General features: G+C 38.2%; 14 protein-coding genes. 11 read left to right on the top strand and 3 right to left on the bottom strand.

Going from position 1 to position 18705, the window contains the following annotated elements; genetic code table 11:
* Positions 1-17 precede the first annotated feature (17 nt).
* Together dinG and C7Y47_RS08280 are read left to right on the top strand one after the other, a co-directional pair.
* Positions 18-2789 carry an ATP-dependent DNA helicase DinG gene (gene dinG / locus C7Y47_RS08285; protein ID WP_142508477.1) on the top strand — a complete coding sequence of 924 codons (2772 nt, stop codon included), beginning with the start codon at positions 18-20 and terminating at the stop codon, positions 2787-2789.
* 933 nt (positions 2790-3722) lie between these two features.
* Entirely contained in the window at positions 3723-4103 is a 381-nt protein-coding gene (locus C7Y47_RS08280) for a DUF378 domain-containing protein (protein WP_142508341.1), read from the top strand.
* 218 nt (positions 4104-4321) lie between these two features.
* Here the strand turns inward: C7Y47_RS08280 and C7Y47_RS08275 are convergent, their stop codons facing one another.
* A complete protein-coding gene (locus C7Y47_RS08275; protein WP_142508340.1) occupies positions 4322-5491 on the bottom strand; it encodes a PucR family transcriptional regulator in 1170 nt (389 codons plus the stop codon).
* Between the two features lie 138 nt (positions 5492-5629).
* Between C7Y47_RS08275 and C7Y47_RS08270 the strand changes: the two genes are divergently transcribed.
* The 3 genes from C7Y47_RS08270 to C7Y47_RS08260 all read left to right on the top strand — a co-directional run bounded on the left by C7Y47_RS08270 (position 5630) and on the right by C7Y47_RS08260 (position 10021).
* Positions 5630-6874, top strand: coding sequence for a Zn-dependent hydrolase (locus C7Y47_RS08270; protein ID WP_142508339.1), 1245 nt, complete (start codon positions 5630-5632; stop codon positions 6872-6874).
* A 66-nt stretch (positions 6875-6940) separates the two neighbouring features.
* Positions 6941-8344 (top strand): dihydropyrimidinase, encoded by a 1404-nt coding sequence (gene hydA, locus C7Y47_RS08265; RefSeq protein ID WP_142508338.1) that lies wholly within the window; start codon positions 6941-6943, stop codon positions 8342-8344.
* Positions 8345-8638: 294 nt separating this feature from the next.
* Positions 8639-10021, top strand: a complete 1383-nt coding sequence (locus C7Y47_RS08260; protein WP_142508337.1) for an NAD(P)-dependent oxidoreductase — start codon at positions 8639-8641, stop codon at positions 10019-10021.
* Positions 10022-10087: 66 nt separating this feature from the next.
* Here the strand turns inward: C7Y47_RS08260 and C7Y47_RS24885 are convergent, their stop codons facing one another.
* Complete coding sequence (locus C7Y47_RS24885) at positions 10088-10225, bottom strand: hypothetical protein (protein ID WP_185903438.1); 138 nt, start codon at positions 10223-10225, stop codon at positions 10088-10090.
* Positions 10226-10317: 92 nt separating this feature from the next.
* Here C7Y47_RS24885 and preA point away from each other — a divergent pair, with 92 nt between their 5' ends.
* From preA to C7Y47_RS08240, 4 genes are all read left to right on the top strand, one after another.
* Positions 10318-11580: an NAD-dependent dihydropyrimidine dehydrogenase subunit PreA gene (gene preA, locus C7Y47_RS08255; RefSeq protein ID WP_142508336.1), complete on the top strand. Its 1263-nt coding sequence runs from the start codon at positions 10318-10320 to the stop codon at positions 11578-11580.
* 196 nt (positions 11581-11776) lie between these two features.
* A complete protein-coding gene (locus C7Y47_RS08250; protein WP_142508335.1) occupies positions 11777-13297 on the top strand; it encodes an NCS1 family transporter in 1521 nt (506 codons plus the stop codon).
* A 42-nt stretch (positions 13298-13339) separates the two neighbouring features.
* Complete coding sequence (locus C7Y47_RS08245) at positions 13340-13549, top strand: hypothetical protein (protein ID WP_079559955.1); 210 nt, start codon at positions 13340-13342, stop codon at positions 13547-13549.
* 507 nt (positions 13550-14056) lie between these two features.
* Positions 14057-15421: an amino acid permease gene (locus tag C7Y47_RS08240; protein ID WP_142508334.1), complete on the top strand. Its 1365-nt coding sequence runs from the start codon at positions 14057-14059 to the stop codon at positions 15419-15421.
* Between the two features lie 184 nt (positions 15422-15605).
* Here the strand turns inward: C7Y47_RS08240 and pgeF are convergent, their stop codons facing one another.
* Positions 15606-16370 carry a peptidoglycan editing factor PgeF gene (gene pgeF, locus C7Y47_RS08235; RefSeq protein ID WP_142508333.1) on the bottom strand — a complete coding sequence of 255 codons (765 nt, stop codon included), beginning with the start codon at positions 16368-16370 and terminating at the stop codon, positions 15606-15608.
* 166 nt (positions 16371-16536) lie between these two features.
* Here pgeF and C7Y47_RS08230 point away from each other — a divergent pair, with 166 nt between their 5' ends.
* Positions 16537-17160, top strand: coding sequence for a hypothetical protein (locus C7Y47_RS08230; protein ID WP_142508332.1), 624 nt, complete (start codon positions 16537-16539; stop codon positions 17158-17160).
* Between the two features lie 163 nt (positions 17161-17323).
* Entirely contained in the window at positions 17324-18310 is a 987-nt protein-coding gene (locus tag C7Y47_RS08225) for a VanW family protein (protein ID WP_142508331.1), read from the top strand.
* The last annotated feature ends 395 nt before the right edge of the window (positions 18311-18705 follow it).

The raw sequence follows: 18705 nt of genomic DNA, 5'->3' as shown, positions 1-18705 counted from the left end.
ACTGTGAGTTGAGATGTATGGTGGAAAGTCAAAAGTATGCAATTGTTGATTTGGAGACGACTGGTCATTCACCGGCAAATGGGGACCGAATGATTCAAATAGCAATTGTTATTATGAGAGATTGGGAAATTGAGCGTACCTTTACGAAGTTTATTTATCCAGGTAAAGCTATTCCAACGTTCATTCAGGATTTAACGCATATTACGGATGAGGATGTAAAGGATGCCTTGCCGTTTGAGGCACATGCCGACTACATATACGAACTGCTTGCTGATTGTGTATTTGTCGCGCATAATGCGGATTTTGACTTATCCTTTTTACAAGCAGAATTTAAGCGAGCAGGTTTACCGAAATGGCAAGGTAAAAAGATGGACACGGTTGAGCTTGCCAAAATTTTATTTCCAATGTCACTTAGCTTTAAGCTAGGTGATTTAGCGGCAGATTTAAATATAGAGCTAACAAATGCACACCGAGCAGATGACGATGCCCGAGCAACTGCTGAGCTTTTTAAACATTGCTGGAAGGAGTTACTCGGTCTCCCTCAGCTAACTCTTGAACAAATGCATAAACGTTCATTCAGATTGAAATCAAATTTATCCCAACTTTTCTTTGAAGCTCTTCAAATTAAACGACAGCATGTAACTGCTAATGAGAATGTCTCCTACTATCGCAATTTGGCTATTTGTGATGGAAGAAAAAAGTATACAAATCATGAGGAGATTGTATCATATCCACAATCAGCAGCTGACAAAACAGCATTAATGACAAAGGCTATGTCGAATTTTGAGCAACGACCGGCGCAATTTGAGATGATGGACACTATTTGGCAAGCGCTCAATGACAAAAGGGAATGCGTTATAGAGGCTTCAACAGGCATTGGTAAAACAGCGGGCTATCTACTTCCTGCGATTTTATATGCTCGAGCAGTCGATAAAAAAATTGCGATTAGCACATATACGTCACATTTGCAGGAGCAGCTTGTTGAAGAAGAGCTACCGAAGATTGAAAAAATCGTTGGCACTAAAGTAAATATTGCTGTTCTTAAGGGCATGCAGCACTATATTGACGTTGCACGCTTTGAGCAATGTATGGCTTATGCTGATGAAACTTATGATGATACCTTTACGATTTTGCAAATTCTCGTTTGGCTGACTAAAACAGAAACAGGTGTGTTAAGTGAGCTCAATGTATCTGGTGGTGGCCAACTATTTTTAGAAAAAATCCGCAAAATGCCTGATGAAAAACCTTCAAAGGGTTTTGATTTCTATGAACAAGCATTAAAAAATAGTGAATTTGCTGATTGTATTGTAACCAATCATTCTATGGTACTCAGTGATTTAGTCCGTCAAACACCAATTTTTACACAAATTGACGGATGGATCATTGACGAAGCACATCAATTTATACAATCTGCCATGCAGCAGGACGAAGTTGTCTTCTCCTATACGCAGTGGAAGTATATTTTCGGTCAAGTAGGAACGATGGAGGAAACTGCTTTGTTCCAGCAATTTAGTCAGGCCGCTAAGAAAAAACAACGTGTTTCTATGCAAAGCTTGCAGCGACTAGATGCACAATTTATACGTCTACAACGGACATTCGATGACACTATTCAGCGAGCTGTTCAAAAAATGCAGCAACAAATAAAAGGGAAACAAGCTAGTAGTAAATGTACTTTGTTTTTAGAGGATGTAACGCTAGCAAAAGAACCTCTTTTACAAGTAAGTAAGATTACACAGCAGTGGCTTGATCTTGCAACAGAAGTAGGACAGGCTTTTAAAAATAATATTGAGCAATTAGATAAAAATGAGCTCTATATATTATCGGAATGGCATTATTGGATCCGTGAATTAAAAGTGAAAATCGCTGAATGGGAGGAAATTTTCCTAGCGTCACAGGATGATAATTCAGTGTGGTTAGAATTCGATTTACGGAGCGTTCCAGGTAGCTTACAAGTCTTTAAAAAGCCTGTGAATGTCACGCCAATCATTGAAAAAGTACTGGCACCGCTTCGTAAGCAGGCAAGCATAGTATGGACTTCTGGTACTTTGACTGTACCAGGCAATGAGCGTTTTGTGACGCGCCAACTCGGTATTTCTGATAGTGTGCCAGTCAGAAAGCTACAAGCGCCCCCATCTTATTATGCAGGAGCGAAGGCATTTATTGTCACAGATATGCCCGATATTCAACATGTGTCACAGGATGAATATATTGAAGCGGTCGCCCAGGCGATTACACGTACAGTACGGATGACGGAAGGACGTTGTTTTGTCCTATTTACCGCACAAGACATGCTTCGAAAAACAGTGGAGCTTATTCAAGATAGTGAACTCCTTGATGACTATATGCTCTTTGCACAAGGTGTAACGGGTGGTAGCCGTATGCGAATCCTGAAATCATTCCAAAAATTTAGCCATGCCGTTCTTTTTGGTACAAACAGCTTCTGGGAAGGTGTAGACGTTCCGGGTGACGCACTTGCATCGGTTATTGTTGTACGCCTGCCGTTCTCCTCACCAGAAGAGCCTGTATTTAAGGCGCGCGCAAAGCATATTACTGCACAAGGTCGCAATTCCTTCAATGAGCTATCACTACCAGAAGCCATTATGCGTTTTAAACAAGGCTTTGGTCGTTTAATCCGTTCATCGCAGGATAAAGGAGCCTTTATCGTTTTAGACCGCCGCATTTCAACAAAGTCGTATGGTAAGGAATTTATCAAGGCGTTACCACCGATTGATGTTAAAAAATTACAACTACCTGAGTTGTTAAAGGAACTTAATAATTGGCAGAAATAGTTGAAATCCCTTTTCTGGTCAAAACTTTAAAAAGTGTGAGAAATCAATGTAAAAAGTTGATTTCTCATGCTTTTTTGATGTGAAAATTTTATTAGTTTGCCCATAGATAAAGTACCTTTTACAGATTTCTCCTAATCCTAAATTTATGTTTAAAAAGTTCGTACCAAGGATTACCAATAAAGAATAGTGACAATAGAAGACAAAAAAGAAAATCAGCTGTTTGGACACCATCTGCAAAAAGGATTAGTGATACGGCTAAAAATGCTAAAATCCTAATGATTATCAGTTTTTTCATAATACTCCCTTTCTTTTTGTAGAATATTGGTATTGAAAATTTTTTATAGACTATTCACATTTATTATATGTAATATTTATGTTTGGTAATTATTTTGATTTTGAAACTAAATAAGTTAGCGTTAAGTACTATTTTAGATATTTAGTTCATCACAATCTTGGTGGCTTTTCCGATCAGCGGTCAACAAATTGCTGTTCTATTTAAATAGCCAATTGGTAGATGATTTGGTTAGGATTTCTTCGATTTTTTCAAAGACCATAAGAACAAGAATAAGGACGAAGTAAATGGATATTTCCTTATAATATGATGGCTGTAAACCAGTAAGGAGAATGCAGAAGGTGAGTTGGATTTTTCAGATGTAGTAATAAGCAGCATTTTAAAAAGCGGTTTATTGTCTTCAACTTTTAACGTTCCCTTTGTTTGTAATATAACTTAGCCAGGAATGCCTTTGTATAAATAAGCGGTTACTGCTAAAAATAAGACCGTCAAATGAGCGAGTTAATTTACACAATAAGTATTTGTAATTTTACCACTTGTTATGACATTTTTTTTTGCAATATCGACGCTTATTATACATGTGAAGAATGAACTTCCGGTATATTACTGGCTTCGTATTTACAAGTGAAGGAGGTGTAAACGTGAGCGTAGTTTATAGAATCGCTTTAGTGTTAGTCATCATAGGCGCAATCAACTGGGGACTTATAGGATTCTTTAGATTTGATTTAGTTGCCTATTTGTTCGGTGGACAGACAGCAGTATTGTCACGATGGATTTATGCATTCGTTGGATTAGCAGGACTAATATCCTTACCTGTTCTTATTATGCGATTTGATGAGGACGAAGATCTTGTTCCTGATTTAAATCATGACCATGACCATCATACTCGCATAGACAGAAATCCAAACTATGGTATGGAGTTTGGTGATGAAGCAGATTTTACTGCTTTAAAAACAACTAATGTGCTAAAAGAAGAAAAAAAAGATTCACATAGTAAAAATAAAAATAAAAACAAAAAATAACCTCGAGTTTATTCCTCAAAAAAAACTGATGACCATTTGGTGCGTCAGTTTTTTCGTTATAGCTAAGATAAAAATCCGCAAAGATATAAGGGATTGGCACCGTGATGACGAAGCGGTTCTAGAAGCCCTTCATTAGCCGCAATCACTTAGAAATAGTATATGGACACCAACAAACTAGATTTTGGGAGTTTAGAACGGAAATCTTATGGTGATAAAATTTATTGGTGCGTCAACACATCCTCAATCAAAAATGCAATATAGAGATTTGTTTTTGTAAATGGGTTGCTTAAGTCCATATCTAATAGCGTTTCTACTTTTTTTATTTTATAAAGTACTGTGTTGCGATGAATAAATAGACGCTCACTAATCCTACGGGTACTTCCATTTTCATCGAGATAAATGCGTAGAAATTGTACATAATCTGAGTTATGCAATTCATCATAGCGATAAAGCTGACCTAAAATGTCTTGGCTATATGATTTGATTAATGTTTGATTTTGCACGGCCATGATAATTTTGTAGGCACCAATTTCTTTATATTTATATAGGAAGCGATTGTTATGAAGCTTTGCTAATTGGATAACTGTTAATGACTCATTATAGCTTTTGCGGACATTTTCAAGCTCTTTATGATAATTTCCTTTACCTATGATAATATCCAAGTAACCATTTTTTTGCGTAATTTTGTCGTAAATTTCTTCAACAACTTTTGAGAAGGGAGTATTTGGTGTATTGATTTGTGCTCTGTCGATTAAAAAGATGAGGTGATTTTTATGTTTAAGTTTTAAGAAGCGTTTATATCTATTTTGAAATGCAAATTGGATCATGACCTCGTAACGGTCAATATTAGCTTGTGCACCATTTGTTGTACATGAAATAATGGCTAGTTCCTTACCTTGTGGAAAACCTAGTAGTGCTAATTGATCTTTAATATAGTTGGCGTTTTGTTTGTAGTGAAAAAGTAAGTTATAAAGAACCTTTTCTTCGATAGAAAGCTCTTGATGGTGATTGGCGATAAATTGAAATGTTGTTTTTAATAGATCGGCTATTCGATAATTCCATGGCATATGAAAAATAGGGAAATCATGTTCATTGGCAAAAGAGATGACTGATTCTGGTATATTTGGAATATATGGGCCAGTATTAAAAATGAAACCAGCTACTTTTTTAGTGAAAGCTAGTTTTACGAGTTGCTCTAAGGAATCTCCATCAGAAGATAAATTAATACCTGTAGTCACGACTAATTCATTAGGTCTACAAAACATAATTAAATCGATGCTTTCTACTACGTTAATCCCTGTAACTCTTCGATACGTTCCGTTATGTCCAGCTACTAATGTTAGCATTGGGAATTGAACTCCCTCTACAATTTTGCGAATTGTCCCCATTTTCTCCCCCCTTATTATGAACATAACTTACCATATATTATGTGCAGATGCACATATTTTTTTAGTTTGCTATCTATATCTCATAATTTTTATCTTTTATAGAATGTGTATAACTACTGTGAAAGAGAGGACTTGCATATGTATAAGTGTAATAGTAGACGATTGCAAGAGTTAATTGCACAATTTAGCCAATTTGGAGCTACTGAAAATGGTGGCGTAACTCGTTTGTCTCTTTCGAATGAGGATGTATTAGCAAGAAACTATTTTTGTGAGTGTTGTGATGAATTAGGGATGGACATCAAAATCGATGATATGGGTAATGTTTATGCTATTTTACCTGGGAAAAAGGATGTTCCTCCAATTGTTATGGGGTCGCATTTAGATTCCGTTGAAAAGGGTGGGAAATTTGATGGTGTATTAGGCGTTTTAACGGCTATTGAGGCCATTAGAACATTAAAAGAAAACGAGATTGAGCTAGATATCCCGATAATGATTGTGAATTTCACGAATGAAGAAGGTGCTCGTTTTGATCCAGCCATGATGAGCTCTGGAGTTATTTCAGCGAAATTTGATAAAGAAAAAATGCTGCAATCTATCGACAAAAACGGCACTAGTTTCAAAGAAGCACTGCAAGCAAGTGGCTATGAAGGAGATCAAGAAAATCGCTTAAAGGAAGCACTTGCTTATATTGAATTGCATATCGAACAAGGACCTGTTCTAGAGGCAAAGCAGTTGGAAATTGGCGTTGTTGAAGGTGTATTAGGTATGGTGTGCTATGAGATTACGGTTACAGGGCAGTCCAATCATGCTGGAACGACACCGATGACAATGCGTCAAGATCCGATGATCGTAACTTCAAAAATCATTTCGTATTTACATGAAGAGCTCGGAAAAATCGATGAACAGTTAGTGTTTACATTTGGACGAATGAATGTTTCACCAAATATTCATACCGTGATACCGAACAATGTGACATTTACGATAGATTCACGTCATCAAAAACCAGAGGTCATGCAAAAGGTAGAGGCCATACTGAATAATCTTCCTACAGAGGATATGGGCTGTAGCATTAAGCCAGTTAAGCTATGGGGTAGAGATACAGTCTATTTTGATACTCATATTTGTAATGAAGTGGAAAGGGCTTGTCAGAGCTTTGGTTATACTGCTCACCGAATGTTTAGCGGGGCAGGACATGATGCGCAATACATGGCAAGCATTGTTCCATCAGCGATGATTTTCGTACCAAGTATTAATGGTAAGAGTCATTGCGAGGAAGAGGAAACAACATTTGAGGATTGTGCGAAAGGAGCAGATGTATTACTAGAAACAGTGTTAATGCTACAAACAAAGTTCAGTATGGGGGAATCTTACACGTTACATTAAAGTAGATTTTCCTAACATTGTCATGATAGAGCTTTCTCCATTATTTTACGAAGGGTGAGGGGCAGAATGAAAAAAATTATTAAAGGTGGACGAGTGGCGACAGCTGCAGATGTTTTTGAGGCAGATATTTTAATTGAAAACGGAAAAATTGTACAAATTGGCAAAAATCTATCTGACATTGGGGCAGAAGTTATTGATGCTACTGGTAAATATGTGATGCCAGGAGGAATTGATCCACACACACATTTAGATATGCCATTTAACCATACTGTGACTGATGATGATTGGAAATCTGGTACTATTGCAGCGGCTTTCGGTGGGACTACTACTATTTTGGATTTCTGCTTAACGGCTGGCGAGGATAAACTTTCAGCTGCAGTTGAAAAGTGGCATGACAAGGCGAAGGGGAAATCAGCCATAGACTATGGATTCCACTTAATGATTGGTGATTTAACCACTGAAACAGAAGCCGAATTGCCGCAGATCTTAGAGCAAGAGGGTATTACTTCTGTCAAGGTATTTATGGCTTATGCGAAAGAATTTCAAGCCTCGGATCGCACCCTTTTTAAAGCTTTTAAAATGGCGAAAAACCTCGGTGCTGTTGTTATGGTGCACTGTGAAAATGGTTCTGTTATTGATGAGCTTGTAGAAGAGGCGCGACGTGCAGGTCATAAGGAGCCGATTTATCATGCGCTCACTCGTCCAGCTGAATTAGAAGGCGAAGCGACAAAACGTGCGATTGAGTTAGCCCATATTGCTGGCGCTACCCTTTATGTTGTGCACGTAACTTGTAAAGAGGCAGTAGATGAGATCATTGCTGCGCGTGAAAAAGGCTATGACGTTTATGGTGAAACATGTCCACCATATTTAACTTTGGATCAATCTGCTTTAGCACAACCAGGTTTTGAGGGTGCAAAATATGTTTGGTCCCCACCACTTCGACCGAAATACCATCAGGATCATTTATGGAATGCTCTAAAAGCAAAACAACTACAAACAATTGGCTCTGACCAATGTTCATTTAGTTTTAAGGGTAAAAAGCAGTTAGGAATAAATGATTTTTCTAAAATTCCTAATGGTGGGCCTTTTATTGAAGATCGCTTTAGTATTTTATATTCAGAAGGTGTGGCAAAAGGAAAAATTTCTATCAATGAGTTTGTCGATATGATTTCCACAAGTGCAGCAAAAATATTTGGTTTATTCCCACAAAAAGGGACGATTGCAATCGGTTCTGATGCCGATATCGTTATTTTTGATCCAGAGATAAAACGAGAAATTTCTGCGAAAACACATCATATGAACGTAGATTATAACCCATATGAGGGATGGGAAGTAACGGGTGAACCAATAAGCGTACTAGTACGTGGCGAATATGTCATTAAAAATAAAGAATTTGTTGGTGTACTAGGTAGCGGGCAATATATAAAACGTGCATTAAAAACAACGGCTGCGGAAGCACTAAACATTTAGCATTATCCTGCCACAAGATATTTGCAACAGCAAAGAAGGTAGGACTGCCCTTAAAAGCCCGATTCGTTCAACTAATAATCAGTGGGGATGAATAAAAACCCCACTGGTTAAAGTTTCACTTTATGACCGATTGCTTTGGATGGAGAACAGAGCAATCGGTCTCGTAATATCTTCATTAGCTGCAGAAGACTATCTATCTCTCTAGGTGGTGCTCTTTTTCAATGGTTCTAGCAGCGAAAACTACGCCAAAGGGTAATAAAAAGGAAAAAATGAACACATGAGGGAGATGTGGAAATGGCTCCGAATCAAGAAAATACAATGTCCCAACTGTTAACACGTAATTTTATGGAATTGACTAGCAGGATGACAAAGAATGAAGCAATAGAGGAATCCAATCGTTGTCTATATTGCTACGATGCACCATGTATTAAAGCTTGTCCAACGAGTATTCAAATTCCAAATTTCATAAAAAAAATTGCTTCTGGTAATTTGAAGGGCTCTGCTACGACTATATTAGAAGCAAATCCAATTGGTGCAAGTTGTGCAAGGGTTTGTCCAACGGAGGAACTATGTGAAGGGGCGTGTGTGTTAAATTCCTCAACAAAGCCAATTAAAATCGGGGAGCTGCAGCGCTATGCAACAGATTGGGCAATGTCAACGAGTGTTCAGCTATTTAAGCAAGGGCAAAGCAATGGACAGAAGGTAGCGATTATTGGTGCAGGTCCTGCTGGTTTATCGGCTGCGCGTGAACTCAGCCGAATTGGTTATCAGGTCACTATTTATGAAGCTGAAGCGAAAGCTGGTGGCTTAGGGAACTTTGGTATAGTGTCGTTCCGTTTACCAAATGAAGTCGTTGATTGGGAAATTGAACAAATCGAAAAGCTTGGTGTGGAAATCAAAACGAACACAACTGTCGGTGTAGAGATTTCTGCTGAAGAAATTTTGGAGCAATATGACAGTGTTATTTTAGCAGTGGGTATGGGAGCTGTGCCGAATCTGGGCATTGAAGGAGAAGATTTAGACGGTGTACATGATGCGATAGAGTTTGTCAGAAAAACAAAAATGGGACCGCTTACAAAAGATATTGTTGGGAAGCGGGTGGCTGTCATTGGTGCGGGAAATACCGCGATTGACGGTGCTACATGTGCAGTGCGCTTAGGTGCTGACAATGTTCAAATTCTTTATAGAAGAACACAAAAGGAAATGACGGCGTACAAATTTGAATATGAATTTGCCAAGCAGGATAATGTGGAGTTTAAGTGGTTAACAGCACCGAAAAAAATTATTGGTAATGAGTCAGGCGAGGTCGTAGGCATTGAATGTGTAAAAATGAGGCTCGGTGAAGCGGGTGCTGATGGTCGTCAAAGACCTGAGGAGATTAAGGGGTCCAATTTTATTATTGAAGTGGATGCAGTTATTAAGGCAATTGGGCAAACCCGTTTCGTGTCATTGATTGAAGCTTTTGGCTTACAGCATACAAATGGTGTTGTCGATATTGATGAAACGACAATGCAAACTTCGAATGACAAAGTATTTGCGTGTGGAGATGTCGTTTTCGGAAATGGCCAGGGCGAGGCGATGGTTGTAACCGCTGTACAGCAAGGTAAAAACGCAGCAAAAAAGATCCATGAACGTTTAACTTCTTTCAGCAAAGTGTCTATTGTACCGAAAGCGTAGCGACAGGTACAGATGAGTTGCAGAAGCTCCCATCTCAATAGGTGGTGAGGTGAATGCAAGTTAAAGTTACTTTTCAGCAGTTGTCCAAACATCCGCTGAAATAGAGGAACTCAGTCTAAGAACGCCACGTGCTGTGGCAACGACTGAGTGACCAACTTCTTGCTGCTGAGCTGCGTTAGCACTACGCTTTCGCGCAAAAAACATCTGTTGGCCTAAGCACAAAGCCGATTCTAGACGCAATTGTGCCGAGGCATAATTGATGAAACCAAGTGAGATTGCATAAAGGAGGAACAACTATGGCAGACTTACGTATTGACTTAGCGGGCATCAAATCGCCGAATCCATTTTGGCTTGCGTCGGCACCGCCAACGAATTCAGGCTATCAAGTACAACGTGCATTTGAAGCGGGGTGGGGTGGTGCTGTATGGAAGACATTGGGGGATCCGATTTTAAATGTTTCTTCACGCTTTGCAGCTGTTAGCTTTAACGGACAAAGAGTAGCTGGCTTCAATAATATTGAACTGATTACGGATCGTCCGTTAGAGGTGAATTTACAAGAAATTTATGAGACGAAAAAAAGGTTTCCACATCACGCAATTATCGCGTCCTTAATGGTGGAGCCAAAGCAAGAAAAATGGCATGAGATTGTTAAACGAGTAGAAGATGTGGGTGTTGATGGTCTTGAGCTTAACTTTGGCTGTCCACATGGGATGGCAGAACGAGGAATGGGGTCTGCCTCTGGTCAAGTACCTGAATTAGTGGAAAAGCAAACGTACTGGGTGAAAGAGACAGCGAAAACTCCAGTAATTGTGAAATTAACACCGAACATTACCGATATTACGGTAACGGCAGAAGCGGCCACAAGAGGTGGAGCAGATGCTATTAGTATGATTAATACAATTAACAGCTTAGCCGGTGTCGACTTAGATACATGGAATACAGTGCCTCATGTAGCAGGAAAGGGTGCACATGGTGGCTATTGTGGTCCTGCAGTTAAACCAATTGCACTCAATATGGTAGCAGATTGTGCTCGTAATCCATTAATTAATGTTCCTATTTCAGGCATTGGTGGTATTTCCAACTGGCAAGATGTTGCCGAGTTTATATTAATGGGCGCTACGGGCGTGCAAGTTTGTACAGCGGCTATGCATCATGGCTTTAGTATTGTTGAGGATATGGTCGATGGACTCAATAACTATTTAGACGATAAAGGCATGGCCTCTGTTATGGATTTAGTAGGTCGCTCAGTTTCCAGATATTCTAATTGGGGTGACTTGGATTTAAATTATAAAATCGTGGCGGAAATTAATAATGATGTTTGCATTAACTGTAACAAGTGCCATATTGCATGTGAGGATACATCGCATCAATGTATCGACTTATATTCAGAAGATGGCCGCCCAATGCTGAAAGTACGGGAGGAGGATTGCGTAGGCTGTAATTTATGCTCAATCGTTTGTCCTGTAGATGATGCCATCACAATGGTTGAACGCAAATCTACAGTTCCATCAATGACTTGGAATGAACGTCAATCTTTAATTAGCAGTCTATCTAAGTAAAAAGTCTAAAATCAATTTCGCCATGGCTTAATTGCGTTGTGGGCTTAATCTTCATTCGTCTCACTACCTTCTAAGGTGGGAGTATTTTGTCGAAGGAAGATAAACTGAAATTCCACCTTCCTTCAGCAATTTCGTTGAAGGAAGGAATAACCTCATGTAAGTTGTCACGGAAATTTGATAAAAAAGGAGAGATTATATGGAACGTGATGGGAATTATTTAAAATCCCCAGATTTACTTCCAGTGACACATCAACAAAGAAATATTGGAACATTTGGTTTTGCCGTAATTTGGATAGGGATGGCAATTGTATTAGCGGCTTTTGCAATCGGTGGAACGGCAATCATAAGCTTACCATTGCCAATGGTAATTTTAGCAACGTTGATTGGCTCTTGTCTAATTGGTGTATTTATGACGTTAATTGGAGATATAGGCATTGAACATGGCTTATCATTCCCAGTATATATGCGTGCTCCGTTCGGTACATTTGGCACACATATTCCGTCACTTGTAAGGGGTGTAACGGCCGCCAGTTGGTTCGGTCTGAATACTTATTTTGGAGCATTAGCGATAAACGGCATTTTAAATTTACTTTTTAGTGTTGATAATTGGTTTGTCTGTTTCATTGTCTTTGCAGCACTTCAGTTATTTAATACATCACTAGGAATTAAATCTATTGAACGCTTTGCAGATTTAGCAGCACCAGTTATCATTTTAATTTCCTGCTGGATGTATTATACATTGGCAGATAATGCAGTAGCTCAAGGGAAAAATATTTGGACGTGGGTGGAAGCGCCAACAACAGGATTCTCAGCCTTCACTGCATTTATGGTAGTGATTATGGCGAATATGGGATTTTGGTCGACGCTAGCAGCCGATATGCCTTCACTTTCACGCTTCTTTAAAGCACCAAAAAATGAACGCAGCTGGTTCAAACGCAATAAAACACAGCTGGTCGGCTCATTAATCGTCATGCCGATTACAAATACTTTCATAGTGGCAATTGGTGCTGTGTGCTATATGGCTGTTGCCTCTGCTGATCCGATCAATGCACTACAGCAAAGTGCAAGTGGCTTTATTTTAGGAATTTTATTGTTAATGATTGTATTAGCACAATGGTCGACTAACACCTCTGCAAATGTTATCCCGGCTGCAACAATTTTCTCGAATATCGGTGGGCCAAAAGTGCCGTTTTGGGTTGGGGTTGTTATTGCAGGAATCATTGGTATTCTAGCACAACCATGGAGTTTATTTGATGTGTTAGTCCATGCACTTTTAATTATCGGGGGAATTTTAACAGCGATCGTTGGTATTTTATTTGCCGATTATTATTTAATCCGTAAACGTCGTGTGCATGTAAAAGCACTTTATGACTTAGAGGGTCAGTTTAAATATTTGAGGGGCTTTAACTTAGCTGGTTTAATCGCTTGGATTATCGGTGGTGCAGTGGCAAATATATTCTCCACTTATTCTTCATTAGTAGGGTTCTTTGTAGGGGCACTTGTATATTATGTATTAGCGAAGTATTGGTGGTTCAAAAAATACCCTCAAGCTGAGCTAGAAGATCCAAGTGATGCAAAATATTTAGGGATTACAGTCGGTCACAATTTGGATGAACTATTTGGACAGCAGCAAACGCCTGCTCCAACTGTTGTTCCAGATGAGAATGATGTCGTTGAACAACCAGATCCGCTGTTAGAAATCAAAGGTGCTGAATAAAAATTAACCACCAAAGATATTCACAAAAGGTGAGGTGATTGCATGTCAGAACATCAACAAAGCACAGAAGAAATAAAAAAAGTAGATCAGTATTTAGATAGTGGCTTTAAAATCAAATATGTTTATGAAAATCTAAGTGGAATGTTTGTAGAATTTGCCCGTCAAGAAGAAGTTATTCTGATGCAAATTCTAACAGCAGATGCACGTAAATACTTCTCAGCAAAGCTCCAAGAACAGACGTTATTGCAATAACAAAAAAAACTCTATTCCATTCACGCCTTTCATGATGGAATAGAGTTTTTTACGTAATAAAATATGTTTTTACTCAAAGTTGGTTGGTTTATGGCTAAAACAAGTTGAAAATGTTTCTCAAAGTGGTGGATAGAACCGCCAAAATCGTGGATAGAACCGCCAAAATCGTGGATAGAACCGTCCAAGTCGTGGATAGAACCGTCAAAATCGTGGATAGAACAGCCGAAGTCGTGGATAGAACCGCCAAAATCGTGGAAAGAACAGCCGAAGTCGTGGATAGAACAGTCAAAGCGACGGAAAGAACCGCCGAAGCGAAGGAAAGAACAGCCTAAGTCATCCGAAAGAACCGTCAAAGTGATGGATAGAACGCCAAAATGCTTAGAATCCTTGTTTTAATATTGCTATAATCATGTTTTTCCTAAAAATACAATTGTGTTTTTCAATAGAATTGATTATTATTATAAGATAATTCATCGTAGAAAGAACTTTAGAAAGAGGCGTAATTTAGTGGCAAATAAAGAATTAAAAAGGGGATTAGATGCACGTCATATCCAAATGATTGCTCTTGGAGGAACTATTGGCGTGGGCTTGTTTATGGGGTCTGCTAACGCCATTCAATGGACAGGGCCTTCTGTGCTCCTTGCATATGGTATAGCGGGTATTTTTATTTTTTTCATTATGAGAGCAATGGGAGAAATGCTTTATATGGAGCCAAGTACTGGTTCCTTTGCAACGTTTGGCTATAAATATATACACCCATTAGCCGGTTATTTAACGGCGTGGAGTAACTGGTTTCAGTGGGTTATTGTTGGGATGTCAGAGATTATAGCAGTAGGAACGTATATGCAATATTGGTATCCTGATTTACCAGCATGGATTCCAGGTTTAATTGCAATGGTGATTTTAGGTGTAGCCAACTTTATTTCTGTTAAAACATTTGGAGAATTTGAGTTTTGGTTTGCCATGATTAAAATTGTGACGATTGTTTTAATGATTGTTGCAGGCTTTGGTCTTATTTTCTTTGGGATTGGTAACGACGGTGTGGCACTTGGATTATCGAACCTTTGGAATCACGGAGGTTTCTTTACAGGCGGCTGGACAGGCTTCTTCTTTGCGTTATCATTAGTAGTTGCAGCTTATCAGGGCGTGGAGCTCATTGGGATTACAGCAGGAGAAGCGAAAAATCCTCAAAAAACGATTACGAATGCAATTCAAAGTATTATTTGGCGTATCTTAATATTTTATATCGGTGCAATCTTTGTCATTGTAACAGTTTATCCGTGGGATGAATTAGGTACGATTGGTAGCCCGTTTGTTGCAACATTTGCAAAGGTTGGAATTACCGCTGCGGCAGGAATTATTAATTTTGTTGTCATTACAGCGGCAATGTCAGGCTGTAATAGTGGCATTTATAGTGCGGGACGTATGTTGTATACGCTTGCTATGAATGGACAGGCACCTAAATTTTTTGCGAAGCTTTCTAGTAATGGTGTTCCTATTTTCGGCACAGTAGGCGTGCTAGTTGGTTTGGTCATCGGTGTTATTCTGAGCTATATAGCGCCAAAGAACTTATTTGTATATGTATACAGTGCAAGTGTATTACCGGGGATGATTCCTTGGTTTGTTATTTTAATAAGTCAAATACGATTTAGAAAAATAAAAGGTGAACAACTGTCAAAGCACCCATTCAAAACGCCATTTGCACCATTTACAAACTATATAACGATTGCGTTTTTAGTAATGGTGCTAATCGGTATGTGGTTTAATGAGGATACTAGAGTTTCTCTTATCGTAGGAATTATTTTTTTAGCTCTTGTTATCATTAGCTATTATGTTTTTAGAATTGGCAAAGAACGTCCAGTTAATAAATAAATGAAATGTTAAAAGGGTGTATTTCTACTATGAGATACATCCTTTTTGCTTTTGTGCTGCCGCTTCGCTTTGCATATCACTCTAATTTTCAGTGATAAAATGAAACGACTTTTCTTGAGCATTTTGTTTTTCACTACTGCAAAAGGGACAATCCATTAATAAATAATTGGAGTGTCCCTTTTAACTATTGCTCTTTACGCATAATGAAGCTTAAATGTCTGCCAGTCTGTTTATCTTGACGGTAGGAAAAACCATCTGGGCTAAGGAATGTGCATGTTGTATCAATCAAAATCTGCTCAGTAGGAATACCTGCAAGCTCACATTGTTTTTTGACAGTTTGCTGATTATCGATATGATATTTATTTGTTTGTGCATTGTAGTACATAAAGTCATCAGCATAGCGTAGGTTGTGGAATTTTTCATAAACATCTGCATCCACTTCAAATTTCTGCTGACTAAGTGCCATACCGATCTGTACGTGAAAATGTTGTGGATGACATTGCTCATGCTCTATCAAATGTTGGAAAAGCTTTGATGTGACTTCCTTGACGGTGCCTTGCCAGCCTGAATGCACTACGCCAATAAGGCCATTAACTTTATTATAAAAAATAACAGGTACGCAATCCGCTGTAAAACTACATAAAAGTAAATTCGGCTCTAATGTATAAAGTGCATCGGTATTACTAATGGCAGTGTCCATTTGCCCTGCGCCTCGTCCTTTATCAGAAATCGTCACTTTATGGAAATTAGCACTATGTGTTTGTTGCGTGCAAATAAAATTATTTAAGTCACAATCTAAAGTAGCTGCTAATTGTTTTCGATTTTCTAGCACATCTGCTTCATTCACACATGTATGGAGCGCCATATTGTTATGTTCCAGCTCGATGTCATCCTTTAAGGTAGTGCCTGCAATAAATTGGTCGTTATCATAATAAATTTTAGTTTTCATATTATCACCTCGTCTTACTATATATGATTGGTTAATGAATGTATAGGCGCTTACTCTTAAGATTATTTAAGCCTTAAGTATTTTCTACAATTCCTATGACATAAACAATAGATTTCTTCACATATAGTATCGAAGAATGATAATTAGAAGGAAGGAGTTTGTAGATATGACGCAAGAAAAATTCATACTGATCTTCCAATTAGGCATGTGGCTATTTTGGATTATTACATATATATTAATCATCAAACAAGGTATACAGGATAAAAGATATGGGATGCCCATGGCCGCAATTTGTGCCAATATTTCATGGGAATTTATTTTTTCATTTATGTATCCACTAAATGACTTGCAAAGGATCCTTACTTTTCTGTGGTTTCTTTTGGATATTTTCATTATGACGCAATTTTTACTTTATGGTTATAAGGAGTATAAAAAAATTATTCCGAGAAAGGTATTTTATTCATCTTTTTTTATAACACTCGTAGTAAGCTTTATCACGATATTAGCGATGATGCATGAATTCAAAGATATGGCAGGCATATATGCAGCATTTTTCCAAAATCTGATGATGTCAGGGCTTTTTATCGCTTTATTCATACAAAGAGGGAACTTAAGTGGACAATCGATGGGCATAGCTGTTTGTAAAATGATCGGTACTGTGTTTGCGGCAGTTTGTTTTTATTTGTATTTTAGAACACCTTTGATTACAATTATTTCGCTTGCAATCTTTATTTATGATTGGATTTATATAGTATTGATCTTTAGGTTTAAAGTGAAATATGCTAAATAAAAAAATGATTCCGTGGCATCACCTATAAAAAATAGCGCTCTACAATTCAACTTTGTAGAGTGTTTTCATTTTATAAACAAATAAAAAAGATGAAATGAAACACACTATCAGCAATACACGAATAAGATGTCTCTGTAGTATATCGATAGGGTAGGTGTTTTATTTGAAAAAGAAGTGGATAACCACATTATGTATTATTTGTACAGTTGGGCTAATTGGCTGTCAGGGGAAAATTGCGGATGAGAAAAAACAAGAACACCAAATTCAAGCGTCAGAGCAAAAAGCGGATGATGTAAAAAAGCCTGTTACCTTACAACAAGCAGAACCAGCCGTGGTTGAAATCGAAGATCCTGCAACAAAAGCCATCATCCAAACAATTGCACCGAAAGAAATGGACTACGACCGAGATCGACAATCGTATACAGAACAAATTAAACAATTAGCAAAAGACTTGGCGCGAGGAAATGAAAAAACAACCGGCTATGATAAGCGGATGATACTCGATAAGCTAGATGATCAAGGAAAAGTAATTAAAGGTAGCCCTTTAATTGTTTTAAAAGAAAGTGACTTAGTAGAGAGAATATTAGAAGCCTCAGCAACTGGTGGTAAAGTGGAGTTGCCCCTATCTGTTACAGAAAGCGGCTATAATTTTGAAGACATTCCGTATTTAGAAGACGTAGCTGTTGGATCCTATACAACTTACTTCAATACTCATGATGTAGGAAGAAATAAAAATATTGAACTTTCTGCGAAGGCCATTAATAATGTTATCGTTGGAAGTGGAGATTATTTCTCCTTTAATACAGTTGTTGGACCTAGGGATGAAGTAAATGGTTATCAGCCTGCACCAGAGATCATCAACAAAAAGGTTGTGATGGGCATTGGGGGAGGCATCTGTCAAACGTCCTCAACCTTATTTAACGCGGTTGACCAAATACCGGTGAAATTTGTAGAACGTCACCACCATTCTTTGGATGTCGGGTATGTTCCAAAAGGAAGAGACGCTACAGTTTCCTATGGTGGTTTAGATTTTAGATTTCAAAATACAACGAACGTACCATTTTTAATTAAAGCTAGCTATAGTAAAAATTCTCTTACAATTGAGATAAGAACAGCAAAAAAATATGTAGCAAACTTGAAAAAGCCATAGTATTTTTCATAGACACTTACAATGTGTCTTTTTTTAGTTGGAACTGCAGAAAAGTTAGTGCATATTAAAGAAATATCGCTGACATTTCTTCATGCATAAGTATTTAGTGTTGTCGCTTTGCTTTCGCACAGACTTGCTGCAGTTTCGTATTATCCATTTAATTAGAGTGAAAGATTGAAAATACATTTTAAATGGAGTGGTTGATTGGAGTGAAGACTGGGCGACCCTTGGGGATTAGCGATAGGGGAAAGAAGGCTAAAACCATCACGTCCTATGATAACGCCTTCGTGACCAACTTCGGTGCCGCTGCCGCTTCGCATTCGCGCAAAAAACATCTGCTGGCATGGGATCTTAGAGCGAACATTGCGAGTAAAGCGGCTCATCGAACGTCCCTA

This window comes from Lysinibacillus sphaericus (assembly GCF_006864135.1).
Taxonomy (GTDB): Bacteria; Bacillota; Bacilli; order Bacillales_A; family Planococcaceae; genus Lysinibacillus.
Note: the sequence above shows the minus strand (reverse complement) of the source record. Positions and strands in the feature narration are given on the sequence as shown.

Excerpts from the sequence above, each read along its gene's own strand:
- dinG (WP_142508477.1), top strand. The coding sequence starts at position 18 with ATGGTGGAAAGTCAAAAGTATGCAATTGTTGATTTGGAGACGACTGGT.
- C7Y47_RS08275 (WP_142508340.1), bottom strand. The coding sequence starts at position 5,491 with ATGGGGACAATTCGCAAAATTGTAGAGGGAGTTCAATTCCCAATGCTA.
- C7Y47_RS08270 (WP_142508339.1), top strand. The coding sequence starts at position 5,630 with ATGTATAAGTGTAATAGTAGACGATTGCAAGAGTTAATTGCACAATTT.
- hydA (WP_142508338.1), top strand. The coding sequence starts at position 6,941 with ATGAAAAAAATTATTAAAGGTGGACGAGTGGCGACAGCTGCAGATGTT.
- C7Y47_RS08260 (WP_142508337.1), top strand. The coding sequence starts at position 8,639 with ATGGCTCCGAATCAAGAAAATACAATGTCCCAACTGTTAACACGTAAT.
- C7Y47_RS24885 (WP_185903438.1), bottom strand. The coding sequence starts at position 10,225 with ATGTTTTTTGCGCGAAAGCGTAGTGCTAACGCAGCTCAGCAGCAAGAA.
- preA (WP_142508336.1), top strand. The coding sequence starts at position 10,318 with ATGGCAGACTTACGTATTGACTTAGCGGGCATCAAATCGCCGAATCCA.
- C7Y47_RS08250 (WP_142508335.1), top strand. The coding sequence starts at position 11,777 with ATGGAACGTGATGGGAATTATTTAAAATCCCCAGATTTACTTCCAGTG.
- C7Y47_RS08245 (WP_079559955.1), top strand. The coding sequence starts at position 13,340 with ATGTCAGAACATCAACAAAGCACAGAAGAAATAAAAAAAGTAGATCAG.
- pgeF (WP_142508333.1), bottom strand. The coding sequence starts at position 16,370 with ATGAAAACTAAAATTTATTATGATAACGACCAATTTATTGCAGGCACT.
- C7Y47_RS08230 (WP_142508332.1), top strand. The coding sequence starts at position 16,537 with ATGACGCAAGAAAAATTCATACTGATCTTCCAATTAGGCATGTGGCTA.